This is a genomic window from Stutzerimonas stutzeri (genome assembly GCF_019090095.1).
Lineage (GTDB): Bacteria > Pseudomonadota > Gammaproteobacteria > Pseudomonadales > Pseudomonadaceae > Stutzerimonas > Stutzerimonas stutzeri_AN.
In genome coordinates, this window is sequence record NZ_JAGQFP010000002.1 from 448,211 (window position 1) to 472,883 (window position 24,673).

Consider the following 24,673-nt stretch of genomic DNA (forward strand, 5'->3'; position numbering starts at 1 on the left):
CCTGCTCACTCGTCTTCAGCCAGACGTCGCCGGGCAGCCCAGCGCAGCGCACGCCAAAGCACGATGGTGAACAGAAGGACGCTGGCGGCGGCGAGGAAGGCCAGCAGTACCGGGTGTGACGACAGATGGAACCACAGCAGCAACCACCAGGGCAGCTCGCCGACGTAGTACTGCTCACCCACGAAGTGGCTGCTGACGCCGCTGTTGCGGATCAGGGTTACCGCGCCGGCAAAGGCTTCCTGCTTGCCGGTGTCGGTCAGGGCCTGGCGTAGCAGGCGATAGTCCTGCGGCTCGGAGGCGAGGAGCGCGACCAGGCTACGTTGGGGATGGAAGGGAGACTGCTGGCCGACGACGGCCGCGAGCGGGCCGTTGGCGGTCATGCCCAGGTTGCCATTGGCCGGGGCGAGGGCCGGCCCGGTGCCGCCACTTTGCAACCAGCTGCGCGATTGCTCGAGCAGGATCGGGAAGCTCGACTTGTCCACCAGCTGCTGCGGCAGCGGACCCAACAGCAGCAGGTCGGCATCGGCTTGCTCGGCGGTCTTCCAGTCATCGGTGACACGCACGCGGAAAGCGGGATAGCCGGTGTGCGAACCGATCAGCGCGAGGGTATCGAGCAGGGTGCCAACCTGTGCTTCGTTGGGCTGCGGTGCGACCAGCACCAGCGTCTCGGACAGGTCGGCCATTCGGCTGAAGGGGAACCCGGTACGCGCGAAGGCTTTGAGGTCAGGCATAGCCAGGTAGTGGTAGTAACCAGACAGGTCGATGGTGGACTGTTCGTCGATGGCCGCCTGGATATTGGTGGGCAGATAGGTCTGGCAGCGATCGCGCTGGGCGTTGCCCAGCTTGCTGGCAAAGTTGAACTCGAAGCGCACCTTGTTGCGCATGCCCATCTTCAATGCCGGCACCAGCAGCTTTTCGCTCTCGGCGGTGCCGTCGGCCGTCAGTACTGACAGCCGCAGGTTTTCCACGCCGCTGCGAGCATCGCTGCCTTTCAGCGCGATGCTGCTGATGTACTGGTCGTTGATGCTGATATTGAGGCGTGACTCGTCCGTCGTCGTGGGCGGCGTGTAACGGTAACGCGTCTGCAGCGGAATGCCCTGGTTGCGCCAGACGAACAGATCCGGCGGCAGGTTGATATCCAGGGTGATCGGGTGAGGTTGCAGCCCGCTGACTTGTAACTGCTGCGGGTAGTCGATCAGCTCCGACAGCGGTACCGCACGATCGGTCCTGATCCAGCGCGGCGCATCGTAAGGCTGCCGCAGCGGCGGCTCCACACGTTCGAGCGTCACTTTGTCACCGCGCAGTTGACCGTTGCCCATGGCCAGTGCGGTGGCCGCAACGACCAGGTCAGCCTCGTCGCGACCGGCGATGAGCAGCAACTTGCTGTAGCGATCGTCCGGGTGATCGATCAGTTGGACGGTAGGCCCATCGACGGCTGGAAGATCGTTCAGGAACGAGGGACGGCGCGTGTTGGTGGCGAATACCACGGCCGGCCGGGGACGCTTCGCGGTCGAGGGCAGGGCGTCGAACATCACCGGAAAACTGGCGCCGCGCCAAGCCGCCAGACTGCCGAAATAGGACGCCAGAATACCCGCCGCACGCTGCTCTTCGGGCGTCGGTGCGCTGCCGAAGACCACTGGCAGGCTCAGACGCTGACTGTCTCGCTCATCGAAGAAGGGCAGCGGAAACCAGGCCAGGTCGCCAACGATGTCCAGCGCCTGCTCCCGTAGGCTGACGCGACTCTGCCGGCCGAGATTGAGCCACAGGCCGCTGTGCGCTGGGTCTTCGCAGACGTCGCTGTAATGACCGACGAATTCGATGCGCACCCGGTTGAAGTCACCCAGCAGGCGCGGGTCGAGCGTCAGGTCCGTGCTGACGCGCTGTCCGATCTGCTCCTGAGTGATCGGCAGGGTCCCCATCAATTCGTCGTTCAGGTAGATCCGCAGATGTGAGAGCACGGGAATCAGCGCGGGCGACGGTGTGTAATCGAGGTGCAGCGTGGCGTCGGGGGCGATCCGGTCGTGGCGCAGGCGGAACTCGACTTGCTCGGCATTGCGTATGCCGAGCAGCAGCTGATCGCGTGGGCGCCCCAGCTCGCTGAAACTACGGCTGGTATCCCAGCTGGGCGGCACGACGACGGGGTCGGCACTGGCACTTGGCTCGGCGCTGACACCTGGCTCGGCTATGGCGCCGGCGGCGAGCGCCAACAGCGCAAGGGTGAGCAACGTCCGCGGAAAGGTTCGGATGTTCATGACGGGTCTACCAGAGGTTTGTAGGCGGGGGTACGGGGACAGAAGCTGAACAGCCAGGCGGCCAGATTGAAAACGGGGCGAAGCGGTTTTCTGATGCTGTCCGGAAGCTGCTCGAACAAGCGGTGGTAACCACGTCCTCCGATTTGCAGGACTTCGAACAGGCTGTGTAAGGGACGGTCTGCACCGAAGTGTTCGTGCCGATCCAACCAGACATCGGCACGGGCGAAGGTGCACTGAACGAGGTCGATCTGCTGGCGCAGGTCCAGGCTGTCGAGTCGGATTCCCAGATGATCGCCAACCTGGCGTGAAGTCTGGCCGGGAAAGATGAATTCACGGTCGCCACGACGCAGGATCAGCGAAATAGCCTGGTCCACGCCCACCGACAGACCAGCGGGAAGCTGCAGCCCGGCACCGCCTTCGGCAAAATCCTTCAACGTACAGGGGAACAGGTGCCCGTTGCTGAGCTTGAGCGATGCCGGCAGGCGCGTCATGACGCGGTGGGCCCGGCGTATCTGCCTGACTTCCGAGGCGACGGCGACGGCGGCGCCAATGATCAGCAGGTTGTAGATCACCCAGGCGGAGCTGACCAGGACCGTACCGATTTCAGCAGCCGGACCGTTGAACAGTCTCCACCCGGCAAAGCCAAGCCCGGCGACATTGAGCACGGCCAGCACCAGATAGGGCCGGGCGATACGCCAGTCGAACTGGTCGTGATCCATCAGTCCGCCCTTGGCGGTCACGTTGAATTTGCCCTTGCCCGGATTGAGCAGGGCCACCGTCGTCGGTCGCGCGATGTACCAGGCCAGTACCGTTTCGTAGACCTCGCCCCAGAACGAGTGGCGGTATTCGCCCTGCATGCGCGCGTTGGTCAGGCTGGCATGAATCATGTGTGGCAGCACGTACAGAACGATCATCAATGCCGGCGCATAGATGATGTAGGCGTGAAGCAACAGGAACGCCAGTGGCGCCGTCAGATAGATCAGCCGCGGCAAACCGGCCAGAAAGTGCAGCATGGCGTTGGCGTAGCAGATCCGCTGGAAGAAGCTCAGCCCGCGACCCAGCAGCGGGTTGTCGGTGCGGAATATCTGCGCCATGCCGCGCGCCCAGCGTATGCGCTGGCCAATGTGCGCCGACAGGCTCTCGGTTGCCAGTCCGGCGGCTTGCGGCGTTGGCAGGTAGGCCGAGTTCCAGCCGGCACGGTGCAAGCGCAAGGCTGTGTGGGCATCTTCTGTCACGGTTTCAACGGCGAAGCCACCGATGCTCTCCACGGCTGTGCGACGCAGCACCGCGCAGGATCCGCAGAAGAACGAGGCGTTCCACATGTCGTTGCCGTTTTGCACCAGCCCATAGAACAACTCGCCTTCGTTGGGCTTTCGGCGGAATGAGCCGAGGTTGCGTTCGAACGGGTCGGGTGAAAAGAAGTGATGCGGGGTCTGCACCAGGGCCAGTTTCGGGTCGCGTAAGAACCAGCCGGTCGTGACCTGGAGAAAGGAGCGCACCGGAATGTGATCGCAATCGAAAATGGCGATCAGCTCGCTGCTGGTGACCGTCAGTGCGTGGTTGAGGTTGCCTGCCTTCGCATGGTGATTGTTCGGGCGGATGATGTAGCCGACGCCAACCTCTTCAGCGAAGCGCTTGAATTCGTCGCGGCGGCCGTCATCGCATATATGGATGTTCAGCTTGTCGCGCGGCCAATCCAGGCCGAGCGCCGCGAGGACCGTCGTACGCACGACGGAAAGGTCTTCGTTGTAGGTCGGTATCAGCAAGTCGACCGATGGCCAGCTCGCGGTGTCTTTCGGCAGCGGTGCCGGTTTGCGATCGAGTGGCCAGCAGGTCTGGATGTAACCCATGACCAGCACTATCCAGGAATAGGTCTCCGCTGCCAGCAGCGTCAGGCCGCACGCCAGGTCGAAATACGAGTCCCATCGAAGCGTTGCGGTGTAACGCCACCACAGATATCGACACGAGATGATGGTCGAGAGCACGATCAGCATCAGCACGGCAAAGCGCCCGGGAACGCGCCTGACCAGCATTGCGATCCCCCAGAGCAGCAGCACGAAGGTGACCTGCGCGGTGTAGCCGAAGGGCTCGGTGATACAGAGCACGCCGAGCAATGCCGCCAGCACCGCAATAGCCACGGTGATGCCGTACTTGGCAGGTTTTGCCAGCGCGCTAAACCAGCGTTCGGCCTGGCTGGCGCAGGCTTCTACGTTCTCCAGGCTGTTTTGCCCCGGCATACGTTTGGCGCCGGCGCGTAACGGCAAGCTGCCCTTGCTTGCGACAGCGCGCAGCCAGGCGCCTATCGATCGAGTCGGTTTCGAGGGTTTCGTACTACCGATGTCCAGCGGACGCGCGACCGTTAGCCAGACGCTTTGCAAAAGGATGCGCAGCGGATCCCCTGCCTTCGGGCGCGTGCCGACAATGTGTGGGTAGAGCCGCCGGCGTTCGGCCAGAAGCCACTGCCAACCAGGTGCTTCTAGGCGCAGCAGTGACCAGGCCAGCGTGTAGAACACCGCCCAGCTGAAGGCGCCGCACCGGCTCGCACCGCGCCGATACCGAACGTCCTGGTAGTAACGCAGTGGGCTGAGCATGCTCAGCACTCCGACCGCTGCGAAAGGCACCAGATCGCGAGGCTTCGCACGTCACTCGCTGCTTGACTCTTGGGAGCGTATTGGCCGATTGGCGCCTTGTGGGCCAAGGCTTCCTGAACGGCTTCGTCTTCATGCACGAGCTGGGGCTGACGCGTGAGCCCATGACGCTTGCGCCAGATCATCAGCAGGTCTCGCTGCAGCTGACTGGCCGGATCGAAACGATTGATCAGCAAAAGATCCGCAGCAGGTGTTGGCCGCTGTTGCAGCAGGACATGACAAGCCGGGTCGGGTATGACGAGGTCGATCAGAATATCGCCGCGATTGCCGGCCGAAAGGCCGAACCGATGACCTGGCATGCGTTGCGGTAGATCGAATAACACCCAGTCGTAGGCGTGTGAAACCAGGTCGCAGCGTTGCGGCCAATAGCCCGGATCAGCACAAAGCAAGGCTTCGATCTGTGCGAACTCAACGTCGCTCAGCCGCCCGTACGGCAGCAGATGCAAGCCCGGAAGAACCTCCAAAGCGGCTTGATGCCATGCGTTCCCGTCCAGCTGCGCACGAGCCCAGCCCGACTCGAGGCCGATATCGACGTTGAAATGCAGGCGCAGCATGTTGTCCGGACTGAGATCGACCAGCAGCACGCGCTCGCCCTGCTCGTGAAGGGCCAAGGCCAGATCGGCGAGCAGCGATGTGGCACCCAGCCCGCCACGCATCGCTCGCAAGGTCAGGCGTTTCATGCGGGACGTCTACCGCTGGTGGACGACATCGCGCTATCGAGCGAAAGCGTCTCCAGCGCAGCGTTGAGGTCGTCGAGCACTGATAGCTCGGCCAACAGCGGCCAGCGATGGATGGCCTTGTCCAGCTCCAGCGACGCGGAAATATCCTGATAGCCCAGCTCCGAAAGACCTATATGGCGTTCCAGGCGGCCGATATCGTCGTTTTGAACCCGCTGAGTCATGCTGACCATATTCGTTACTCGAAACGGTTTGGGTAAGGGAGCCAGGTGGTTTGCCCACCCAGGCGCACGTAAGGCTGTCCGGCATGCTCGATGACCTGCGCACCGGCAGTTTCTGAAACCGGCTCGGTCCGTGGCAGATCCGCGGTCAATGCATTGATGTCCACCTGGCTGCCGTTGCGCTGCGCGCTGTAGAGCCTGGAAACCAGTTCGGACAGGGCCAGGAAGCTGGTCGGCTGCTGGACGTGTACCGGTTGCCCGGCATTGGTGGAGTTCATGCCGATCAGCTTCAGCCCCACAGGGACCTGGGTGATGGACGGGCGCGGAATCTCGCGCATACCGGCGATCTGCATGCGGTCCCCATGCAGTGCGGCGCCGTGTTCGGGCACCAGCAGCACGGCGACTGGCTTGCCGCTGCGCTCCAGCTCGTCGATGAACTTGGAGATATCGTCCAGCAGCCGCTGGGCTCTCGGACGGTATTCGGCCGATTGGGCATTGCCATCGGCGCCAATGATCCGGTTCCCGTCATGCAGGCTGATGCTGTTGTAGAAAAGGCCGACACGCGCATCGGGTTGCTGCTGCCGTTGCTTCCACCAGCCGCTGAGCACATCGAAATCCCGCGCGATCGGCGAGCCGTCGAAGCCTGCAAGCGCTCGCGAGAAGCTCTGGCTGGCCAGCGCCGGTTGCGGCATGCCTTGCGCTGAGATTTCGTCGCTGAAGCCATCGAAGCGGCCGTTGTGGTTCATCAGGGTTTCGGAACGAAAGCCCAGGTTGGCCAGGTTCTGGAACAGCAGGCACTGCTCCGGCGCGGGTTCGTACAGCGCCTGGTGGCGCGGCTGGCCACAGCTGGCGCGCAATAGCCGGATCGCCGCCGGACCGCTGTATGACGTTGCCGAGTTGAACCGATCGAACACGACGTCCATACGTTGCAGCAATGCATTGTCCCGCAGGCCGACCGCGTCGAGATCGTCCCAGGCCAGCGAGCAGATGTTCAGCACGACCACATCGAACGCAGCGGCCTGCTCGCTGGGGGCGGGGAACTGGGTGCGGCGCGTGGCTTCGGTGTTGAAGAAGCTATCCAGCCAGGTATCCAGCGCGACGTTGTCATCGGCGACTGCGGGGGCCGATCCGGTTGTGCCGTTCACCGCCGACCCGGCGGAGGCGGCGACCACGTTGGGCATGGAAGCCCATAGCGATGTGCCGCTGAGATTGAGCCAGAGCAGGCCGCCCAGGCAGAGCACCGATAGCCGGACCCAGTTGGCAACGTAGCTGTAGGCAATCACCAACAGTGTGCAGAGGCCCAGCAGCTTCCAGTCGACGAATCGCGCGGCGAGGTCGAGCAGGTAATCCGGGGTGAAATCGAGCACGCCGGGCTGCGCGAGCAGACGCTCGAAGGGCGGTAGCCAAGTGTCGTGGTAGAGCAGGACGACGCCGACCGGGACGGCGATCAGCTGACGCACGATACGCCAGCTCCGGCCGGGCAGCGGCACGACCAGGCAGGCCGCGAATACCAGGTTGGGTAGCGCCTGGAAATTCAGCAGGCCGAGCCCCAGCAACAGAAACTTGAGGAGGAAATACAGATTCCAAGCGCCAAGGCCAGGCCAGGACACCTGGGTAGGCACGGAAACGCTCAGGGGTTCATGCGCGGTCATGCTTGCCTTCCCCTCTGATCGTTTCGACCGAACGGCGCCGCAGCGCAGCCGTGCGCAGATAGCGAGGCGGCAGCATCCGGTCGATCGACCGCAGCAACTTGTGCCGGCTCGTCGCGAGCAGCCAGCCGATACACAGCCCGATCGCCGTGAACAGGCTGGCTAGTTCGAACAGTTGTGTGAGCGTCACGGCCGTGTCTCCAGCGCAAGGTTAAGTGGGCGCGGTTTGAAAACCTGGCGCGGTGCGCTGGCGCTCGTTGGCAAAGGCGTGTCTCGTTCGGGTGAGGCGTCACTCTGGAAAGCGGGCTGAAACAGAAAGCCAAGATCGGAAAATTCTTCCAGGCCGAGGAAGAGCTCCTGCCATTTGACGCCAAAGATGTTGCCGAGGGCGTCGTCCAGCGATTCGGGGCGGCACGCGAAAAGGAACAGGTAAAGCGCCTTATCGGCGATACAGGCGATATCCCCGTTGCGCCTTAGCCGAGTCTGGCTCAGTACCTGGCTCAGACTCAGGCCGGGCACGGGCTGTAAGCGAATCAACTGATGGCTGATGCCGCTCGCTGTGCTGTCCGGCCACATGCTGCGGACGGCCTCGGCAAACCCCAGGGGGCTCTGCTGACCGCACAGCGGAAGCGGCTTCAAGCCATAAAGATGGGCGTCGATGTCTTTCAATTGCCGCTGCCAGACGTGCCCCTGAACGCTTTCCACCAGGGTGAGGAAGCGCGGGAGCGAGGTGCCGAACGGGACCACGAGCGTCGCGCCGCTGCTAAGCAGAAGCTGCTCGTCACGGTAGCGAAGGCAAGGTGCGATCTCGCGGACGATAAGCTTCAATCGATTGCCGCAACTGCGGCGCAACTGGTTGAGCTGATGAGCCAGTTCGTCCGCTTGTTCGTTTTTACTGATGGCGAACAGAACGCTGGCTGCTCTCGCGGTGAGCGCGTGTTGCAACAGCTCGTGGCTGTTGTCGAACAGCCGCCATTGCGCCGAGGCATGGGGGGCGGCCTCCAGCACACTGCGCTCGGCATGCACGCGACCCTGATCCGAATATTCCAGGATCGGGGCGATATCGGACGAGGCTGAGACGTTGAACCTGTCGTCGTGGCGTTCGAGGGGGATTTCACGTGCGCTAATCAGGCCTTGGTTGCCATGCCAGAAGTGCAGGAACAGCCGAGTGCCGGACGGGGTGCGGTTCAATGACGCAAGGGCCGCAAGCGAACAGGACAGTTGGTTCAGGTGCTCGCTCAAACTGTCACAGATGCCATCGCTGACGATAATCAGCGTCGCTCGCCGCTTGACGAGCCAGGCGCCAATTCTACGAAGCCAGGAGGCGATCGCTTGCTTACCAAACGATGCCCAGGCCTGGGTGGGAAGCGCCAGCAGGATGTGGCGGCTTCGAACATCGACGGCCCGTTCCAGTTCGGATTCGGCCCGCTTCAGGAAGGCGTTGCAGTGATCGGTCGCCAGCGACAGCAGCAACAGCTCGCGGGGGCCCGCGTCGGGCGCGAGGTTGGTGATCAGACTCTTTGGGTTCGTCTCGGCGGTTACCAGGACGGCGAGGTGCTCGTGGGTGAACCCTGTGATGATCTGCCGCGACAACAGCGCCGCGTCACCTGCCTGCTCCGCGAGGATCCAGTGCACACGGCCGATGCTCAGCATCAGAGCGTCGGCGTCGCGGCCATCCAGCCCTAGCGAAGCTGGATGCTGTTTCGAAAGGCTATCGGTAGGCAAGGCGTCACCTATGAGATCAAGAGGGACGCGTTTCTGATGCGTCCTTGCCAGAATTCGGCCGGCGCAAACCAAGCTTGAGCCGGTTCGTTGCAGCCTGTCGGAAACTGACGAGAAAGCTGCGTCGATGTCATTATGATATCACGGCGGGCGTGCGTCCAATAACCGCAGCCGGTATCCGGGATTAATTCGTGGCGGGCTGACAAACGGCGGCGTCTGAACACCAACATTTGGGGAAGTCCATGAACACCGAAACAGTGAATGACGCTGCGGAACTCAAGGCGAAGACAGGCCTGGCACGGGTGTTCAAGGCTGCCGGCTATTCGCTGGCCGGCCTCGCCGCTGCCTGGCGACATGAAGCCGCTTTTCGCCAACTGCTCTGCATGGCCTGTGTATTGATTCCTGCTGCTTTTTTCGTAACGTCCGCGCCGGTCGAGCGGGCGTTGCTGATCCTGCCGGTTCTGATGTCTCTCGCCCTGGAGCTGGTGAACTCCGCCATAGAGGCAGTGGTTGATCGGGTGTCTCTGGAGATTCACCCGCTCTCCAAACGCGCCAAGGATATGGGTAGCGCGGCACAGCTGGTGGGGCTGTGCACCATCGTGATCGTCTGGCTCGCGATTCTGCTCTGAAGCCGCGCCCCAGCGGCGACGCCTGCCTCGCGGCGAAAAATCTGCTAACAATGGCCGTCAGGTGCGCAGTCCTGACTACGCGCATAATGCATCAACGATTTTTCCGGGGAGTTCCCATGAGCAGCACTGCGCCCGCCAGCGAAGGCGAAAAGATCCTGATTGTCGATGACGACGCACGGCTGCGGCGTCTGCTCGAGCGCTTTCTCGACGAGCAGGGCTACCGGGTGCGCACCGTGGAAAGCGCCGAGCAGATGGACCGTGTGCTCAGCCGCGAGCTGTTCCACCTGGTGGTGCTGGACCTGATGATGCCGGGCGAGGATGGTCTTTCCGCCTGCGCACGGCTGCGGGCCGCCGGCAACCAGATCCCCATCATCATGCTCACCGCCAAGGGCGACGAGGCCAGCCGCATTCATGGTCTGGAGCAGGGCGCTGACGATTACCTGGCCAAGCCGTTCAACCCGCGCGAGCTACTGGCACGGATCCGGGCGGTCCTGCGCCGGCAGGCGCCGCAGGTGCCAGGCGCGCCGGGCAGCGAGGACGAGACGGTCACCTTCGGCGACTACGAGCTGTTCCTCGGCACCCGCGAGCTGAAGAAGGGTGACCAGGTGCATATGCTCACCACCGGCGAGTTCGCCGTGCTCAAGGCCCTGGTGCAGCATGCCCGCGAGCCGCTGACCCGCGACAAGTTGATGAACCTGGCGCGCGGCCGCGAGTGGGACGCGCTCGAGCGTTCCATCGACGTGCAGATTTCCCGCCTGCGTCGCCTGATCGAGCCCGATCCGTCGAAGCCGCGCTACATCCAGACGGTCTGGGGCGTAGGCTACGTGTTCGTGCCGGACGGCAACAAATAGCAGCCGGCTGCGGGTGAAGGCTGAGCGGCGTTGCGCCTCAGCCCGCCTCGCCCGCTCGATGGGGAGGGCTGAACCCAGCCCTCATGCCTTTCTGCCTGGCGCTTGCAGCCCGCCTTCCAAGACTTTTCCATGAAGACCCCGCTCTGGTTCCCGCAAAGCTTTTTCGCCCGCACCCTGTGGATGGTGCTGATCGTCGTGCTGTTCTCCAAGGTGCTGATGCTGGTGTACCTGATGATGAACGAGGACGTCATGGTCGATCGCCAATACAGCCACGGCGCGGCATTGACCCTGCGGGCCTACTGGGCAGCCGACGAGCAAAGCCGCGAGCGCATCGCCGAGGCTGCCGGGGTGCAGCGCGTCGTCGCTGACGAGGTGCCGCCCAGCGAATACCACTGGCCCTACACCGAAATCTTCCAGCGCCAGATGCAGCTCGAGCTCGGCGCGGATACCGAGGTGCGGGTGCGCATCCAGCCGCAGACGGCGATCTGGGTACGGGCGCCGAGCCTGGGGCCGGACTGGTTGCAGGTGCCTTTATATGCCTACCCGCTGCGTGGGCAGCGGATCTGGAGCGTGCTGGGCTGGTTCCTGGGCATCGGCCTGCTATCCACCGCGGCGGCGTGGATCTTCGTGAGTCAGCTGAATCTGCCACTCAAACGGCTGGTCTACGCGGCGCGGCAGATCGGCAAGGGCCGCAGCGTGAGGCTGCCCATCAGCGACACGCCAAGCGAGATGACCGAGGTTTATCGCGCGTTCAATCAGATGGCGGAGGACGTCGAGCAGGCGGGGCGCGAGCGCGAACTGATGCTGGCCGGTGTTTCTCACGACCTGCGCACGCCGCTCACGCGCCTGCGGTTGTCACTCGAGCTGATGACCAACGATTCCGAGCTCACCGAGGACATGGTGCGCGATATCGAAGACATGAACGCCATCCTCGACCAGTTCCTGGCCTTCGTTCGTGATGGCAGCGACGAACCGCTGGAAAACATCGATCTCGGTGAGCTGGTGCGAGAGGTGGTGGCCCCCTACAACCAGCATGGCGAGACTGTGCGGTTGTGCGTCGAGCCGATGCCACCGCTGCCCCTGCGGCGGGTTTCGATCAAGCGCCTGCTGGTCAACCTGATCGAAAACGCCCTGCGCTATGGTGGTCATGGCGTCGAGGTCGCCGCCCATGTCTCGGGTGACAGCAGTGCGCCTTATGTCGTGCTCAGCGTCCTCGATCGAGGCACGGGTATCGACCCGCGGGAGCTGGGTGAGATCTTCAACCCGTTCATTCGCGGCGACCGCGCGCGCGGCGGGCAGGGTGCCGGGCTGGGGCTGGCCATCGTCAAGCGGATCGCCTCGCAGCATGGCGGCATCGTCGAGCTGCGCAACCGTGAGGGCGGCGGACTGGAGGCGCGGGTCAGCCTGCCGTTGGGGCTGGTGCTGCCGAGGGATGCGATAAGAGGGTGAGGCCGACCTGCTAGCTCTTGGGCGTTCGGCGAGGTGACGTCTGCCCCCGTGGCTGGCGCGACGGATCTAGCCAGCCCAGCGGTATGTCTCCCGCTTGCTAGCCTTTGCCTTTGGTCCGCGTCAGGTGCGGGCCGGCGTTCTTTTCCAGGTATTGAATGATCAGCCCGGCCACGTCCTTGCCGGTGGTCTCCTCGATGCCGGCCAGGCCGGGTGAGGAGTTCACCTCCATCACCAGCGGGCCGTGGTTGGATCGCAGGATATCGACGCCCGCCACGGAGAGGCCCATCACCTTGGCGGCGCGGATGGCGGTCATGCGTTCTTCCGGGGTGATCTTGATCAGGCTGGCCGTGCCGCCACGGTGCAGGTTCGAGCGAAACTCGCCGGGCTTGGCCTGGCGCTTCATGGCGGCGATCACCTTGTCGCCGACGACGAAGCAGCGGATATCCGCGCCGCCGGCTTCCTTGATGTACTCCTGGACCATGATGTCCTGCTTCAGGCCCATGAAGGCCTCGATCACCGACTCGGCGGCCGTGGCGGTCTCGCACATGACCACGCCGATGCCCTGGGTGCCTTCGAGCACCTTGATCACCAGCGGCGCGCCGCCGACCATCTGGATCAGGTCGGCGATATCGTCCGGCGAGTGAGCGAAGCCGGTCACCGGCAGGCCGATACCGCGGCGCGCCAGCAGCTGCAGCGAGCGCAGCTTGTCGCGTGAGCGGGCGATGGCCACCGATTCGTTGAGTGGAAACACGCCCTGCATTTCGAACTGACGCAGCACGGCGCAGCCATAGAAGGTAACCGAGGCGCCAATGCGCGGGATCACCGCGTCGAAGCCTTCCAGCGGCCGGCCACGGTAATGGATCTGCGGTTTATGGCTGGCGATGTTCATGTACGCGCGCAGGGTGTCGATGACGACCACCTCATGGCCACGTTGCTGGCCGGCCTCCACCAGACGGCGGGTCGAATACAGACGTGGATTGCGCGACAGCACGGCGATTTTCATGGGGCACCGGAAGAAGTGAGGTTCTGGGGTTTTTCCTGCACGTAGGTGCGTGCAGGGTCGACCAGCCATTTGCCGTCCATCAGGGCTTTTGACCCGAGCAGCAGGCGATAGCGCATGGTCTTGCGACAGGTAAGGGTGAACTCGACCGGCCACAGGTGATCACCCAGCGCCAGCAGTGTGCGTACCACGTAGCGGGTCTGGGCCTGGCCGTTCGAACTCTTGATGAGCTTGCGTGCCACCACCGGCGCCTCGCAGCGATGGCGGCGTTGAACCAGCGTGCCCAGGTGCGCGGTGAAGCGAACCCAGCGCTCGCCGTTACGCTCGAATTCGCTGATATCGGTGGCATGTAAAGCCGAGGTGCTGGCGCCGGTATCGATCTTGGCACGCAGGCCGACCACGCCGAGCTCGGGGAGGGCGATCCATTCGCGCAAACCGATGATTGTCTGGGGGTCGGGACTGTTCAAAAGCTGTATCCAGTAGATTTCCGCGCATTCTAGACGGGGTGCATGACAACCGCATCTACCTGTACGAACCTATGACAACGAGACGCCACGCAGAGTTGAACGATGAGCGAGAAAGACGATGACAAGGTCCGCTTGGACAAGTGGCTGTGGGCCGCGCGCTTCTTCAAGACACGCGCGCTGGCCAAGGCTGCCATCGAGGGCGGCAAGGTGCACTGCCGTGGCGAGCGCTGCAAGCCGAGCAAGGAGCCCAAGCTGGGCGAGGAGTTGGTGATCCGAGCAGGCTTCGACGAGCGCACCGTGGTGATCAAGGCGCTGTCGGCGGTGCGCAAGGGCGCGCCCGAGGCCCAGCTGCTCTATGAGGAAACCCCAGACAGCCTGGCCCGCCGCGAACATGCCGCTGCCATGCGCAAGGCCGGCAGCCTGGGCGTGGAGACCGAGGGCAAGCCGAGCAAGAAACAGCGCCGCGCCTTGCAGCGTTTTCGTTCGGATGCAGGATGACCCGCGTCCGGTTGGACGGCGGTCACTTTGGACCTAGAATGCGGTCCCTTCCTTATCCGGGATGATCTCCCGGACGTCGTCCTGCGCGGCGCCATTACTCCTTTATTACCCTGGTCATGCCCATGCTCGATTTCGATTACACCCAGCGTTTCCTCTTCGATGACTCCGACGTGCGCGGTGAGTGGGTCGGGCTCGAGCGTAGCTACGCCGAGGTGCTGGCCAAGCACAGCTATCCGGAGCCGGTGGCGCAGTTGCTTGGTGAGCTGCTCGCCGCTGCCTCGTTGCTGGTCGGCACCCTCAAGTTCGATGGGCTGATGGTGCTGCAGGCGCGCTCGTCCGGCGCGGTGCCGCTGCTGATGGTCGAATGCTCGAGCAATCGGGAAGTACGCGGCATTGCCCGCTATGACGAAGCGCTGTTGCGCCCGGGCGCTACCCTGGCCGAACTGATGCCCGACGGCGCATTGGCAATGACCATCGATCCTGCCAACGGGCAGCGTTACCAGGGCATCGTTGCCCTCGATGGCGTCAACCTGGCGGAAAGCCTGTCGAGCTATTTCGCCTCGTCCGAGCAGCTGCCGACGCGTTTCTGGCTCGCCGCCGATGGCCGCCGCGCCTGCGGCCTGTTGCTGCAGCAATTGCCGGCCGACCGTATCCGCGACGATGAAGAGCGCGAAGCCAGCTGGCAGCACCTACGCACGCTGGCCGATACCTTGTCGGCAGAGGAGCTGCTCGGCCTCGACACCCAGACCGTTCTGCATCGCCTCTATCACGAAGAGCAGGTTCGGCTGTTCGAGCCACGGCCGATCGTGTTCCGCTGCAGCTGCTCGCGCGAACGTTCGGCCAAGGCCGTCATCAGCCTCGGCCAGCTTGATGCCGAACAGCTGCTGCAAGAGCAGGGCGGTGAGATCACCATCGATTGCCAGTTCTGCAACCACACCTATCGCTTCGATGCGGCCGACATCGCCCAGCTGTTCGCCGGTGCGGGTACGGCGGAACCCTCGGGCACGCGGCATTAAAAAGTGCGGGGGGCGTAGAGCAAAAAATGCCGCAGGGCGTAGAACCTTTTAGCCATTACGCCCTCATACCCTGCGCCGCGGCTTTTCTGTCATAATCGCGCGCACTTTTTTCGATGTAGTCCATCGCCAGGTGGGCTACAACAGCATGGAGGAATCGGCCCAGGGCCGACGGGGAACTCATGACGCAAGCCACTAACGCCGTTTATATCGATATCAGCATCGCTCAACTGGTTGAAGAGGCCATCAAGCGCGGTGAGGGTGAATTGGCCGCCAACGGCGCGCTCGTCGTGAAAACTGGTCACCGGACCGGTCGTTCACCTGCTGATCGTTATATCGTCGAAGAGTCCAGCACCCAGTCCTCGATTGCCTGGGGACCGATCAACCGTCCGTTCCCGGCTGAGAAGTTCGATGCCCTGTGGGACCGCGTCGAGACCTTCAACAAGGCCCAGGATCACTTCGTTTCCCATGTCCATGTAGGCTCTTCCGAAGGCCACTACCTGCCGGTCAAGATGACCACGGCGACCGCCTGGCAGAACCTCTTCGGCCGCCAGCTGTTCATCAATCCGGCGCAGTACAACCCGGCCGGCAAGGACGAGTGGCAGGTGCTCAACGTGGCCAACTTCGAGTGCGTGCCCGAGCGCGATGGCACCAACTCCGACGGCTGCGTGATCATCAACTTCGCCGCCAAGAAGGTCCTCATCGCCGGCATGCGTTACGCCGGTGAAATGAAGAAGGCCATGTTCTCGGTACAGAACTTCCTGTTGCCCGAGGCCGACGTGCTGCCGATGCACTGCGCGGCGAACATCGGTGAAGAGGGCGACGTCACCCTGTTCTTCGGCTTGTCCGGCACCGGCAAGACCACCCTGTCGGCCGACGAGTCGCGCTACCTGATCGGCGACGACGAGCACGGCTGGGGCACCGGTGTGGTGTTCAACATCGAAGGCGGCTGCTACGCCAAGTGCATCGATCTGTCCGAAAAGAACGAACCGGTGATCTGGAAAGCCATCCAGTTCGGCACCGTACTGGAAAACGTGGTACTGAACGAAGAGCGCGTTGCCGACTACACCGACGACAGCCTGACCCAGAACAGCCGCGCGGCCTATCCGCTGGAGTACGTCGAGAAGCGTTCCGAGAAGAACCTGGGCGGCGAGCCCAACGCGGTGATCTTCCTGACCTGCGACCTGACCGGCGTTCTGCCGCCAGTGTCCATCCTCAATGAAGAGCAGGCGGCCTACCACTTCCTCTCCGGCTACACCGCGCTGGTCGGTTCTACCGAGATGGGCTCGGGCAGCGGCATCAAGTCGACCTTCTCCACCTGCTTCGGCGCGCCCTTCTTCCCGCGTCCGGCCGGCGTTTACGCCGAGCTTTTGATCAAGCGCATCCAGGCGTTCGGCTCCAAGGTTTACCTGGTCAACACCGGCTGGACCGGCGGTGGCTACGGTGTCGGCAAGCGCTTCAACATCCCGACGACCCGTGCCGTGATCGCCGCGATTCAGAGCGGTGCCCTGGTCGGTGCCGAGACCGAGCATCTGCCGATCATCAACCTGGACGTGCCGAAGGCCGTCGAGGGTGTCGATACCCAGCTGCTCAACCCGCGCAACACCTGGGTCGACACCAACGCCTACGATGAAGCCGCGAAGGAACTGGCGAACAAGTTCATCGAGAACTTCAAGAAGTTCGACGTTTCCGACGCCATCAAGGCCGCCGGGCCGCAGCTCTAAGCGGCGGGTGTGGCACTGAAAAAGCCGCCTTCGGGCGGCTTTTTCGTGGGCGGCGTTCTGCCGGCTCGGTCGCCCCGGCGTGGTCGGCGGCGAGCGCGGCGAGCCCATGCTGCAGGAGGCCGACGCAATCCCTCTTATCGGTTCGGTTGATAACTTCCATCAACCAAGACGGATGGTTTCGCTGCACGTCGGCGCATAGCATAGCGGCCACGTTTTCAGTCAATCGGAGCTACGCCATGCAGATCGAAGAAGCCATCCAGACCCGCCGCGCTGTCAAAGCCTACGACCCGACCTTCCAGCTCAGCCGCGAAGAAAAGGACGAGCTGTTGCAGCTGGCGTTGCTCGCGCCTTCGGCCTTCAACCTGCAGCACGTACGCTTCGTCGAAGTGAGCGACCCGCAACTGCGCGCGCAGATTCGCGAGGTGGGCTGGAATCAGGCGCAGATGACCGATGCCTCGATGCTGGTCGTGGTCTGCGCCCAGGTCGATAGCTGGGAGAAGAATGTCCGCCGCGTCTGGGAGGGTGCGCCGCCCGAGGTGCAGGACTACATGGCTGGCGCCATCGACACCTACTACCGTGGCAAGCCGCAGGTTCAGCGCGACGAAACCATGCGCAGTTGCGGCCTGATGGCTCAGACCCTGATGCTTGCCGCCCGTGGTAAGGGTCTGGACTCCTGCCCCATGGACGGCTTCGATTTCGACGCCGTGGCCAAGCTGATCAACCTGCCGGACAACCATGTCATCGCGATGATGGTCGCGGTCGGCAAGCGCGCCGCCGAGCCCAAGCCGCGTGTCGGCAAGCTGCCGTTCGATGAGGTGATCATCCGCGATCGCTTCTGATCGCTCGGCAAGGTAGGTGTCCTTCCGGTGGATCGATGAAGCGTGATCCACCCTACGCCCCGCGCCTTGCTATCCTCCGCGCTCAATCAAGGGTGTGACGCCGTGTGTAGGGTGGATGTCGCCTTTTACATCCACCGTGACGCCACTGCTGCCCGTCAGGTGGATCGATGAAGCGTGATCCACCCTACGCCCCGCGCCTTGCTACCCTCCGCGCTCAATCAAGTGTGTGACGCCGTGTGTAGGGTGGATGTCGCCTTTCACATCCACCGTGACGCCACTGCTGCCCGTCAGGTGGATCGATGAAGCGTGATCCACCACGCCCCCGCGCCTTGCTACCCTTCGCCCTCAATCAAGGGCGTCACTCACTGTGTAGGGTGGATGTCGCCTTTTACATCCACCGCTATGCCACTGCGATCTGTCTGGTGGATCGGTGAAGCGTGATCCGCCCTACGCATCCCATCCCTTGCTACCCTCCGTCCTCCAGTCAAGGGAGTGACCCAGCATGATCGAGCAGACGCTCAAACAGACATTCGGCTACGACGGCTTTCGTCCTGGCCAGGAACAGGCCATTCGTGCCGTGGTGGCGGGCCGCTCGGCGGCAGCCATCTTTCCGACCGGCTCGGGCAAGTCGCTGTGCTATCAACTGCCGGCACTGCTGTTGCCGCATCTCACCCTGGTGGTCTCGCCGTTGCTGGCGCTGATGCAGGACCAACTCGCCTTCCTGCACCGCCACGGCATTGCCGCCGGCAGCATCGATTCGGCGCAGAGCCGCGAGCAGACGAGCGCCACCATGGCCCGCGCCAAGTCCGGCGAGCTGAAAATCCTGATGATTTCCGTGGAACGCCTGAAGAACGAGCGCTTCCGTAACTTCATCGGCCAGGTGCCGATTTCGTTGCTGGTCGTCGACGAGGCGCACTGCATTTCCGAGTGGGGGCACAACTTTCGCCCGGACTACCTCAAGCTGCCGGACTACCAAGGCCAGTTCAATATCCCGCAAGTGCTGCTGCTGACAGCGACGGCGACGCCGCCGGTGATTGCCGACATGCAGGCCAAGTTTGCGATCGCGCCGGGCGACGTCGTGACCACCGGGTTCTACCGTTCCAATCTCGACCTGCTGGTGGAGCTGGTCGCCGGGTTCAACAAGCAGCGCCGGCTGGTGGAATGGCTGGCCGAGAAGGGCGGGCAACCCACCATCGTTTACGTCACGCAACAGAAAACCGCCGAGCAGGTCGCCGAGCATCTGGCACAGCGCGGCTTTCCGGCCAGCGCCTATCACGCCGGTATGGCCCACGAGCTGCGCGAGTCGATCCAGCAGCGCTTCATGGCCGGCGAGCTGAACTGCATCGTCGCCACCATTGCCTTTGGCATGGGCATCGACAAGGCGGACATCCGCAACGTGGTGCACTACGACCTGCCGAAATCGATCGAGAACTACAGCCAGGAGATCGGCCGTGCCGGGCGTGATGGGCAGCGGTCCGACTGCCTGGTGCTGGCCAATCGCGACAGCCTCACCGTGCTGCAGAACTTCGTCTATGGCGATACGCCCGAGCGCGGGGGCATTCGCGGCGTACTCGACGAGCTGCGGCAGGCCGGTGCCGGCGGGCAATGGGAGCTGATGCTCAACCAGCTGTCCGACCAGAGCAACATCCGCCAGTTGCCGCTGAAGACCTTGCTGGTTCAGCTCGAGCTGCGCAGCATTATCGCCCCGCGTTTCGCCTACTTCGCTGAATATCGCTTCAAGTACCTGCTCGAACCCGAAGCGCTGGTGGCGAAGTTCGAGGGCGAGCGGCGCCAGTTCGTCGAGGCCATCGTGCAGACCTCTGCCCGGGCACGAACCTGGTGCACCCTGGATTTCGATGCGCTGTATCAGCAGCACGGCGCCGATCGGGCGCGGGTGGTGAAGGCGCTGGAGTACTTCCAGGAAAACGGCTGGATCGAGCTGGAAAGCAAGCGGATGACCGAGGTCTATGCCGTGCTGGATGGCGGCTTCGATACCGAGGCCTTGAGTAGCGAGCTGCACGATTACTTCAAACAGCACGAGTGCAGCGAAATCACCCGCATCGACAACATGCTCGCGCTGTTCGAATCGCGTGAATGCCTGAGCCAGCGACTGGCCGCCTACTTCGGCGATCGCCAGGCACCGCAGCGATGCGGGCATTGCTCGGTCTGCCGCGGTCAGGTGGCGCAGCTGCCCGAGCCGCCCGCACTGGCGCCACTCGCTGAGATCGACGTCGAGCGCCGCTGCGCGGAGTTCACCCAGCGCTACCGGCAACTCAAGGGCGATGCGCCCAGCGCCGAGTGCCGGACACGCTTTCTCTGCGGCATCAGCGTGCCCGTGTTCACCAAGCTCAAGGCGCGCCAGCTCCCGGGATTCGCCTCGCTGGAGGCTTATCCCTATGCCGAGGTCCGTGCCCGACTGGCTGGCTAGCGCGCGGTCAGGCCGATCAGCCGGTCGGCCACGCCCTTGGTCTGGCGTGAGGTGCCCGCGGTGAGGTTGCTGGAGTTCTCCAGCGCATCGAGCAAGCCGGTGAGCGAGCCGACGCCAGCCGACTGCGTTTCGATGTGCTGCGCCACTGCGTGGATCTCACTGGCCAGCCGGTCGATGTCAGTGCCGATCTCCTCGGCATTTCTGCGGGTAATCTCGGCCAGCTTGCGCACCTCGTCGGCCACCACCGCGAATCCGCGGCCCTGCTCGCCGGCACGTGCGGCCTCGATCGCCGCATTGAGCGCGAGCAGGTTGGTCTGTCCGGCGATCTGCTGAATGGTCTGCACCACTGACTGGATGCGCTGGCTCGATTGCGCCAGGTCGTGGGCGCTGCTGACCACCTCATCGGCCTGCTGGACCATCTGCTTGACCGAGCTGCCGGCCTGTTCGATGACAGCGCCCTGTTGGTTGATGTTCAGCGTCAGGTCATCCATCGAGCCGTGCAGCTCGGTGGCGCACTGGCTCAGCTGCTCGGACATGGAGCGGCGCTCCTGATCCGCCTGCGACAGCACCTGCCCGAGGTCGGCCAGGCCGCGGAATACCGGGCGGATGTGTTCATCGAGGCCGCTGATGTCCACCGCGCTGCTGTAGTCCTGGCGCTTGAACTGCTCGATCTGCTTGACCACCACCTGGCTCAAGCCGGTGAGCTTCTTGATCTGACGGCGCAGGAAAAAGGCCTTGAACTCGCCGTGGTAGGCGATGAAGTTGTCGGTGTAGTCGTCGTGGAACGCTTCGTTGTCCCGGACGCGAAAGAAGAACACCGCGGTCAGCGTCTGGTTGAGGTTGAGGCCGAGGATCTCGCCGAAGGTCGAGTAGCCGGCGACCGGCACGTCGTCGAACACCGGGTCCATGCGGCCGAGTGCCTGCTCGTTGTTCAGGCGCCGCAGGATGCAGTCGTTGAGGATCCCGACCAATGGCTTGCCGGGCTTGTTGCGCATGAATTTCTCGTAGTCGCGGCGGGTCGCCTCGGCCAGCGGGGTGCGCTTGACCATGATCAGCTCCTCGCCGGGCGCCACGTCGCAGAACAGGTGCACGCGTTCGTTGGCGAAGTCGATCTGCGAGATCGACCGGACGAAGACTTCCTCGCCGACGCGGATGGCGAAGGAATAGTCGGCGAGCCGCTGCTCCAGCTCCTGCGGTGCGCACTTGAGCGCCTCGCAGAGCGCCTGAACCATCGTGCAGATATTGCCGCGGGCATCGACCACCTGGCTGATGTAACGGTCCTCCAGCGAGGCACTGAGCACGCTCAGGCTGAGCGCGGTGGGCTCGAAGTTCTGGCTCTTGAACACGCCGAAACGCACGTCCCGCGCGCACTTGAGGAAGACGATCAGCGCGTGGTTCTGGTAGCTGCGCCGGCCGTCATGCAGTTGGGTCTTCTGGAAGTCCAGCTTGCCACCGGCCGAGCCGCCGACGAACAGGCAGGGGAAGCGCCCTGACTCGTACAGCGCTTCCATGAAGAAGGACTCGGACGCCGAAAGGCCGTCGAAGAAGATGGTCGCCAGGGTGTCGCGGTAGTCGATCTTCATCGACACCTGCAGGCGCTTGATCGAGGCGGTGAGTTTGGCGATCCGTTGCGCCATGCTCATTCGCTCGGTGCCCTTGCGGATGTCTTCGCACTCCAGCGGCACCTGCACGATCTCGGCGGCGGCGATCACACTGGCGTCGAACAGCTGCAGCACCACGCCATCCCACTGCGCGCCCGTGGTGCAATAGAGCCGCTGATTCTCGCTGGACAGCTCGCCTGCGGTGGTGCACAGGCTGATGACCGCCTGCGGGAAGCGCTGCGAAATCTGCCGTGCCACCTCGTCCAGATTGACGTGCGGCGAGACGAAGCCGGCGATGTAGGTCGGGTTGAACTTCAGTCCTGCGAGCTGTCGCGCCAGTTGCCCAGCCGTGCTGAGCAGGCTCAGGGTGCCATCGGTTTGTTTATTGCCTGGCTTGAAACGGGAGAAGGAAAGCATGGGCAGTACTCGCGTGAAGGAGTGAAGCGAAAACTCGCGCCCTTCGCTTTTACTGTGCAGTGGCGTTCAGGGCTTGCTCGTGTCTACAGGGCCGGCTCGGGCGGTAAGCCGTTGGGCGCCGCCGCCGTTCCACGTTATCGGCTGCTCGGCGAGCGACCGCCATGCCACCTTGGTACCTGTTCGAAAGTCGTAGCCAGCTGTAGCCACTGCCAAGCGGCTGGGTGCGGCGTTGTGCCATTCGACGACCGGTCTCTCGTGATGAGACGAGCGGTCGATAACCAAGGACAGTCCCACTTGGAACGACGCCATGTCTCGTTTTCTCACTGATCTCGGATTTCGCTGGAAAATCACGCTGCCCATCGGCGCGTTGGCCCTGTTGCTGATGCTGATGGGCCTGTTCGGCATGCGCGGCATCGATCATGTCGTCGATTCCAGCGAGGTGCTGGCCAAACGGCACCTGCCGGCGATCAGCCTGCTGCTCAATGCCGACCGCGACCTCTACCAGGCCTTCGTCGCCGAGCGCAGCCTGCTCGACAGCGATGCGGGCGACTACACCCAGGCGCTCAAGGACAGCCACGCGGAAAATCTCAAGCAAGCCTACGACCGCGTGCAGCGGTACGCGGCCATGCAGCCTGGCGCTGAGGCCCTGGCGTTGGTCGAGCAGTTCAACCGCGGTTTCGCCCAGTGGACGGCGGTGTCGCAGCGGGTGATCGACCAGCTCGATCTCGATCCGCAGGCCGCCAGTGCGCTGAGCTTCGGCGACAGCGAGGCGCGTTTCGATGCTATGCGCGATGCGATCGACAAGCTGGGCGAGCTGGAAGACCGCGCCGCCCACGCGGTGGGCGAGGAGGCGATGGCCGACGGTGGGAAAACCGCGGCGCAACAGAGCACCTTGCTGGTGATTGGCCTGCTCGGCTGCGTGGCGCTGGTGATCGGCCTGCCGTTGGTGGTGCTCAAGCCGCTGCGCCGTCTGCTCCAGCGCGTCCAGGAGATCGCCGAAGGCGACGGTGACCTGCGCACGCGGCTCGAGGTGCGCTCTGCCGATGAGCTGGGCCAGTTGGGCAATGCGTTCAACCGCTTCCTCGACAAACTGCAGCCGCTGATTGCCGAGGTCGGGCAGGTGACCGGCAAGGTCGATGTGGCGGCTCAGGGCATGGCCGGTATGGCGGCAACCAATGATCGTCTGATCAGCAGCGAGCACGCTGCCGTCGACCAGGTCAGCACCGCTGCCACCGAAATGAGCGCCGCTGTCCATGAGGTCGCGCAGAATGCCCAGAGCGCCTCGGATGCGGCACGCGATGCCGAGAGTCAGTCGCGCAAGGGCGCGGCGGTGGTCGGCAGCACCATCGAGTCGATCCGCCAGCTGGCGGTGGAAGTCGAAGCCACCTCCGAAACCATCGAGGCCCTGGCCGAGGAAACCGCCAGTATCGGGGCGGTGCTCGAGGTGATCCGCGGGATCGCCGAACAGACCAATCTGCTGGCCCTGAACGCGGCCATCGAAGCGGCGCGGGCCGGCGAGCAGGGCCGTGGCTTCGCGGTCGTCGCTGATGAGGTCCGCGCGCTGGCGGCACGCACCCAGGATTCGACCAGGGATATCCAGCTGCGTATCGAGCGCTTGCAGAGTGGCGTGGCCAAGGCCGTGCAGGCGATGCACGCCGGCAGTAGCAAGGCACGTGACAGCGTCGAGCGTGCCGCGGGTGTCGATCAGGTGCTGGCCGATACCACCGCGTCGGTGCAGCGCATCAGCGACATGGCCGCACAGATCGCCGCGGCGTGCGAGGAGCAGAGCAGTGTGACCGAGGAGATCGCGCGCAACATCACCGATATTCGCGAGCTGTCCAACGAGGCGGCGTCGAATTCGGCCGAGGGCATGCAGGCCAGCCAGCAGCTGTCGGCACTGTCGCAGCGTCTGGCGGGGCTGGTAGGCCGTTTTCGGGTCTGATGCGTCCTGCGCCTCGCCTCAGCCCCAGAGCAGCTTGCCCAGGCCGGTATCGTTGGGCAGCAACAACAGGCTGAGCAGGAACACCAGCAGCAGTCCCAGGCCGTAGGCGAGGCTGATCAGCCGCTGGCGTCGGCGACGAGTCGGCGAGGGCGTGCCTGGGCGAGGCAGGTGATGCGGGGAGTGGCTGGTCATGCTGGGTCGATTGGTTGGGTGTCGTGGGGCTGGCCGGCATAGTCCGAACGAGCGTGTTAGGCCGCGCAGTAGAACCGAACTAAAGGCATATTGCCACTATCGCCTTCTCGATCCGACACGCGGTCGGGGCTCCGCTGAAACAATCGGAAAAGCTCTGCCGCGCCGTCTGGCCCGCGGATTGGCCGGCCTCGACCATACTCAGAACGTCGAATGCCGATCGATCCGGAGACTCGCCCATGCAGACGCGCCGCCAGCTGCTCCATCGTTCCGTCCTGCTTGCCACTGTCGCCGCGTTCAGTGCGTTGTGGCCCTCACTGGCGAGGGCTGATGAGCCGCCGCAGACGCGCCAGTTGAGCGACGATCCGGGATACGTTGGGTTGGCATCTCGGCAGCCGGGCGATCGCCCGAGCATCAGCGCCAAGGGCATGCGTTGAGTCAAGGGTGATGGCAGAAT

The 24,673-nt window shown here is 63.7% G+C and carries 21 protein-coding genes; 10 read left to right on the forward strand and 11 right to left on the reverse strand.

The window, feature by feature from the left end; genetic code table 11:
- Positions 1-5: 5 nt before the first annotated feature.
- From bcsB to bcsE, 7 genes are read right to left on the reverse strand one after another with little or no spacing between them, the layout of a single operon-like run.
- Positions 6-2,252 carry a cellulose biosynthesis cyclic di-GMP-binding regulatory protein BcsB gene (gene bcsB / locus KVO92_RS11740; protein WP_217475828.1) on the reverse strand — a complete coding sequence of 749 codons (2,247 nt, stop codon included), beginning with the start codon at positions 2,250-2,252 and terminating at the stop codon, positions 6-8.
- Positions 2,249-4,843, reverse strand: a complete 2,595-nt coding sequence (gene bcsA / locus KVO92_RS11745; protein ID WP_217475829.1) for a UDP-forming cellulose synthase catalytic subunit — start codon at positions 4,841-4,843, stop codon at positions 2,249-2,251. The genes bcsB and bcsA overlap by 4 nt, the downstream gene beginning before the upstream one ends.
- Positions 4,844-4,845: 2 nt before the next feature.
- Positions 4,846-5,580 (reverse strand): cellulose biosynthesis protein BcsQ, encoded by a 735-nt coding sequence (bcsQ, locus tag KVO92_RS11750; RefSeq protein WP_217475830.1) that lies wholly within the window; start codon positions 5,578-5,580, stop codon positions 4,846-4,848.
- Entirely contained in the window at positions 5,577-5,801 is a 225-nt protein-coding gene (gene bcsR, locus KVO92_RS11755; protein WP_254621414.1) for a cellulose biosynthesis protein BcsR, read from the reverse strand. Before bcsR ends, bcsQ begins: the two co-directional genes overlap by 4 nt.
- 14 nt (positions 5,802-5,815) lie before the next feature.
- Positions 5,816-7,450 (reverse strand): cellulose biosynthesis protein BcsG, encoded by a 1,635-nt coding sequence (bcsG, locus tag KVO92_RS11760; protein WP_217475832.1) that lies wholly within the window; start codon positions 7,448-7,450, stop codon positions 5,816-5,818.
- Complete coding sequence (gene bcsF, locus KVO92_RS11765; RefSeq protein ID WP_217475833.1) at positions 7,437-7,637, reverse strand: cellulose biosynthesis protein BcsF; 201 nt, start codon at positions 7,635-7,637, stop codon at positions 7,437-7,439. The genes bcsG and bcsF overlap by 14 nt, the downstream gene beginning before the upstream one ends.
- Positions 7,634-9,172: a cellulose biosynthesis protein BcsE gene (gene bcsE, locus KVO92_RS11770; protein WP_254621415.1), complete on the reverse strand. Its 1,539-nt coding sequence runs from the start codon at positions 9,170-9,172 to the stop codon at positions 7,634-7,636. The genes bcsF and bcsE overlap by 4 nt, the downstream gene beginning before the upstream one ends.
- A 239-nt stretch (positions 9,173-9,411) precedes the next feature.
- Between bcsE and KVO92_RS11775 the strand changes: the two genes are divergently transcribed.
- From KVO92_RS11775 to KVO92_RS11785, 3 genes are all read left to right on the forward strand, one after another.
- A complete protein-coding gene (locus KVO92_RS11775) occupies positions 9,412-9,798 on the forward strand; it encodes a diacylglycerol kinase (protein WP_217475834.1) in 387 nt (128 codons plus the stop codon).
- Positions 9,799-9,914: 116 nt separating this feature from the next.
- Positions 9,915-10,649 carry a two-component system response regulator OmpR gene (gene ompR / locus KVO92_RS11780; RefSeq protein ID WP_217475835.1) on the forward strand — a complete coding sequence of 245 codons (735 nt, stop codon included), beginning with the start codon at positions 9,915-9,917 and terminating at the stop codon, positions 10,647-10,649.
- A gap of 129 nt (positions 10,650-10,778) precedes the next feature.
- Complete coding sequence (locus KVO92_RS11785) at positions 10,779-12,098, forward strand: ATP-binding protein (protein WP_217475836.1); 1,320 nt, start codon at positions 10,779-10,781, stop codon at positions 12,096-12,098.
- Positions 12,099-12,195: 97 nt separating this feature from the next.
- Here KVO92_RS11785 and rimK read toward each other — a convergent pair whose 3' ends face one another.
- Both rimK and KVO92_RS11795 read right to left on the reverse strand, forming a co-directional pair.
- Positions 12,196-13,101, reverse strand: a complete 906-nt coding sequence (rimK, locus tag KVO92_RS11790) for a 30S ribosomal protein S6--L-glutamate ligase (RefSeq protein ID WP_021206227.1) — start codon at positions 13,099-13,101, stop codon at positions 12,196-12,198.
- The gene (locus tag KVO92_RS11795) at positions 13,098-13,565 is read right to left on the reverse strand and encodes an ATP-dependent zinc protease (RefSeq protein ID WP_272876506.1); all 468 of its coding nucleotides are present in this window, start codon (positions 13,563-13,565) and stop codon (positions 13,098-13,100) included. The genes rimK and KVO92_RS11795 overlap by 4 nt, the downstream gene beginning before the upstream one ends.
- A gap of 102 nt (positions 13,566-13,667) precedes the next feature.
- On the opposite strand from KVO92_RS11795, the gene KVO92_RS11800 reads away from it, so the two are divergent.
- The 5 genes from KVO92_RS11800 to KVO92_RS11820 all read left to right on the forward strand — a co-directional run bounded on the left by KVO92_RS11800 (position 13,668) and on the right by KVO92_RS11820 (position 20,067).
- Positions 13,668-14,063, forward strand: a complete 396-nt coding sequence (locus KVO92_RS11800) for an RNA-binding S4 domain-containing protein (RefSeq protein ID WP_217475837.1) — start codon at positions 13,668-13,670, stop codon at positions 14,061-14,063.
- Positions 14,064-14,185: 122 nt separating this feature from the next.
- A complete protein-coding gene (gene hslO, locus KVO92_RS11805; protein WP_217475838.1) occupies positions 14,186-15,079 on the forward strand; it encodes an Hsp33 family molecular chaperone HslO in 894 nt (297 codons plus the stop codon).
- A 179-nt stretch (positions 15,080-15,258) separates the two neighbouring features.
- Positions 15,259-16,800, forward strand: a complete 1,542-nt coding sequence (locus KVO92_RS11810) for a phosphoenolpyruvate carboxykinase (protein WP_217475839.1) — start codon at positions 15,259-15,261, stop codon at positions 16,798-16,800.
- 236 nt (positions 16,801-17,036) lie between these two features.
- On the forward strand, positions 17,037-17,639 hold the full coding sequence (locus tag KVO92_RS11815; RefSeq protein WP_217475840.1) for a nitroreductase family protein: 603 nt from the start codon (positions 17,037-17,039) through the stop codon (positions 17,637-17,639).
- A 502-nt stretch (positions 17,640-18,141) separates the two neighbouring features.
- Positions 18,142-20,067, forward strand: a complete 1,926-nt coding sequence (locus KVO92_RS11820) for a RecQ family ATP-dependent DNA helicase (protein ID WP_217475841.1) — start codon at positions 18,142-18,144, stop codon at positions 20,065-20,067.
- On the opposite strand, the gene KVO92_RS11825 is transcribed toward KVO92_RS11820, so the two are convergent.
- Positions 20,064-22,085 (reverse strand): methyl-accepting chemotaxis protein, encoded by a 2,022-nt coding sequence (locus KVO92_RS11825; protein WP_217475842.1) that lies wholly within the window; start codon positions 22,083-22,085, stop codon positions 20,064-20,066. The two genes, KVO92_RS11820 and KVO92_RS11825, sit on opposite strands and share 4 nt — an antisense overlap.
- A gap of 307 nt (positions 22,086-22,392) precedes the next feature.
- Here KVO92_RS11825 and KVO92_RS11830 point away from each other — a divergent pair, with 307 nt between their 5' ends.
- A complete protein-coding gene (locus KVO92_RS11830; RefSeq protein WP_217475843.1) occupies positions 22,393-24,027 on the forward strand; it encodes a methyl-accepting chemotaxis protein in 1,635 nt (544 codons plus the stop codon).
- Between the two features lie 18 nt (positions 24,028-24,045).
- Here the strand turns inward: KVO92_RS11830 and KVO92_RS11835 are convergent, their stop codons facing one another.
- The gene (locus tag KVO92_RS11835; protein WP_217475844.1) at positions 24,046-24,219 is read right to left on the reverse strand and encodes a hypothetical protein; all 174 of its coding nucleotides are present in this window, start codon (positions 24,217-24,219) and stop codon (positions 24,046-24,048) included.
- A 236-nt stretch (positions 24,220-24,455) separates the two neighbouring features.
- On the opposite strand from KVO92_RS11835, the gene KVO92_RS11840 reads away from it, so the two are divergent.
- Complete coding sequence (locus KVO92_RS11840; RefSeq protein WP_217475845.1) at positions 24,456-24,653, forward strand: hypothetical protein; 198 nt, start codon at positions 24,456-24,458, stop codon at positions 24,651-24,653.
- The last annotated feature ends 20 nt before the right edge of the window (positions 24,654-24,673 follow it).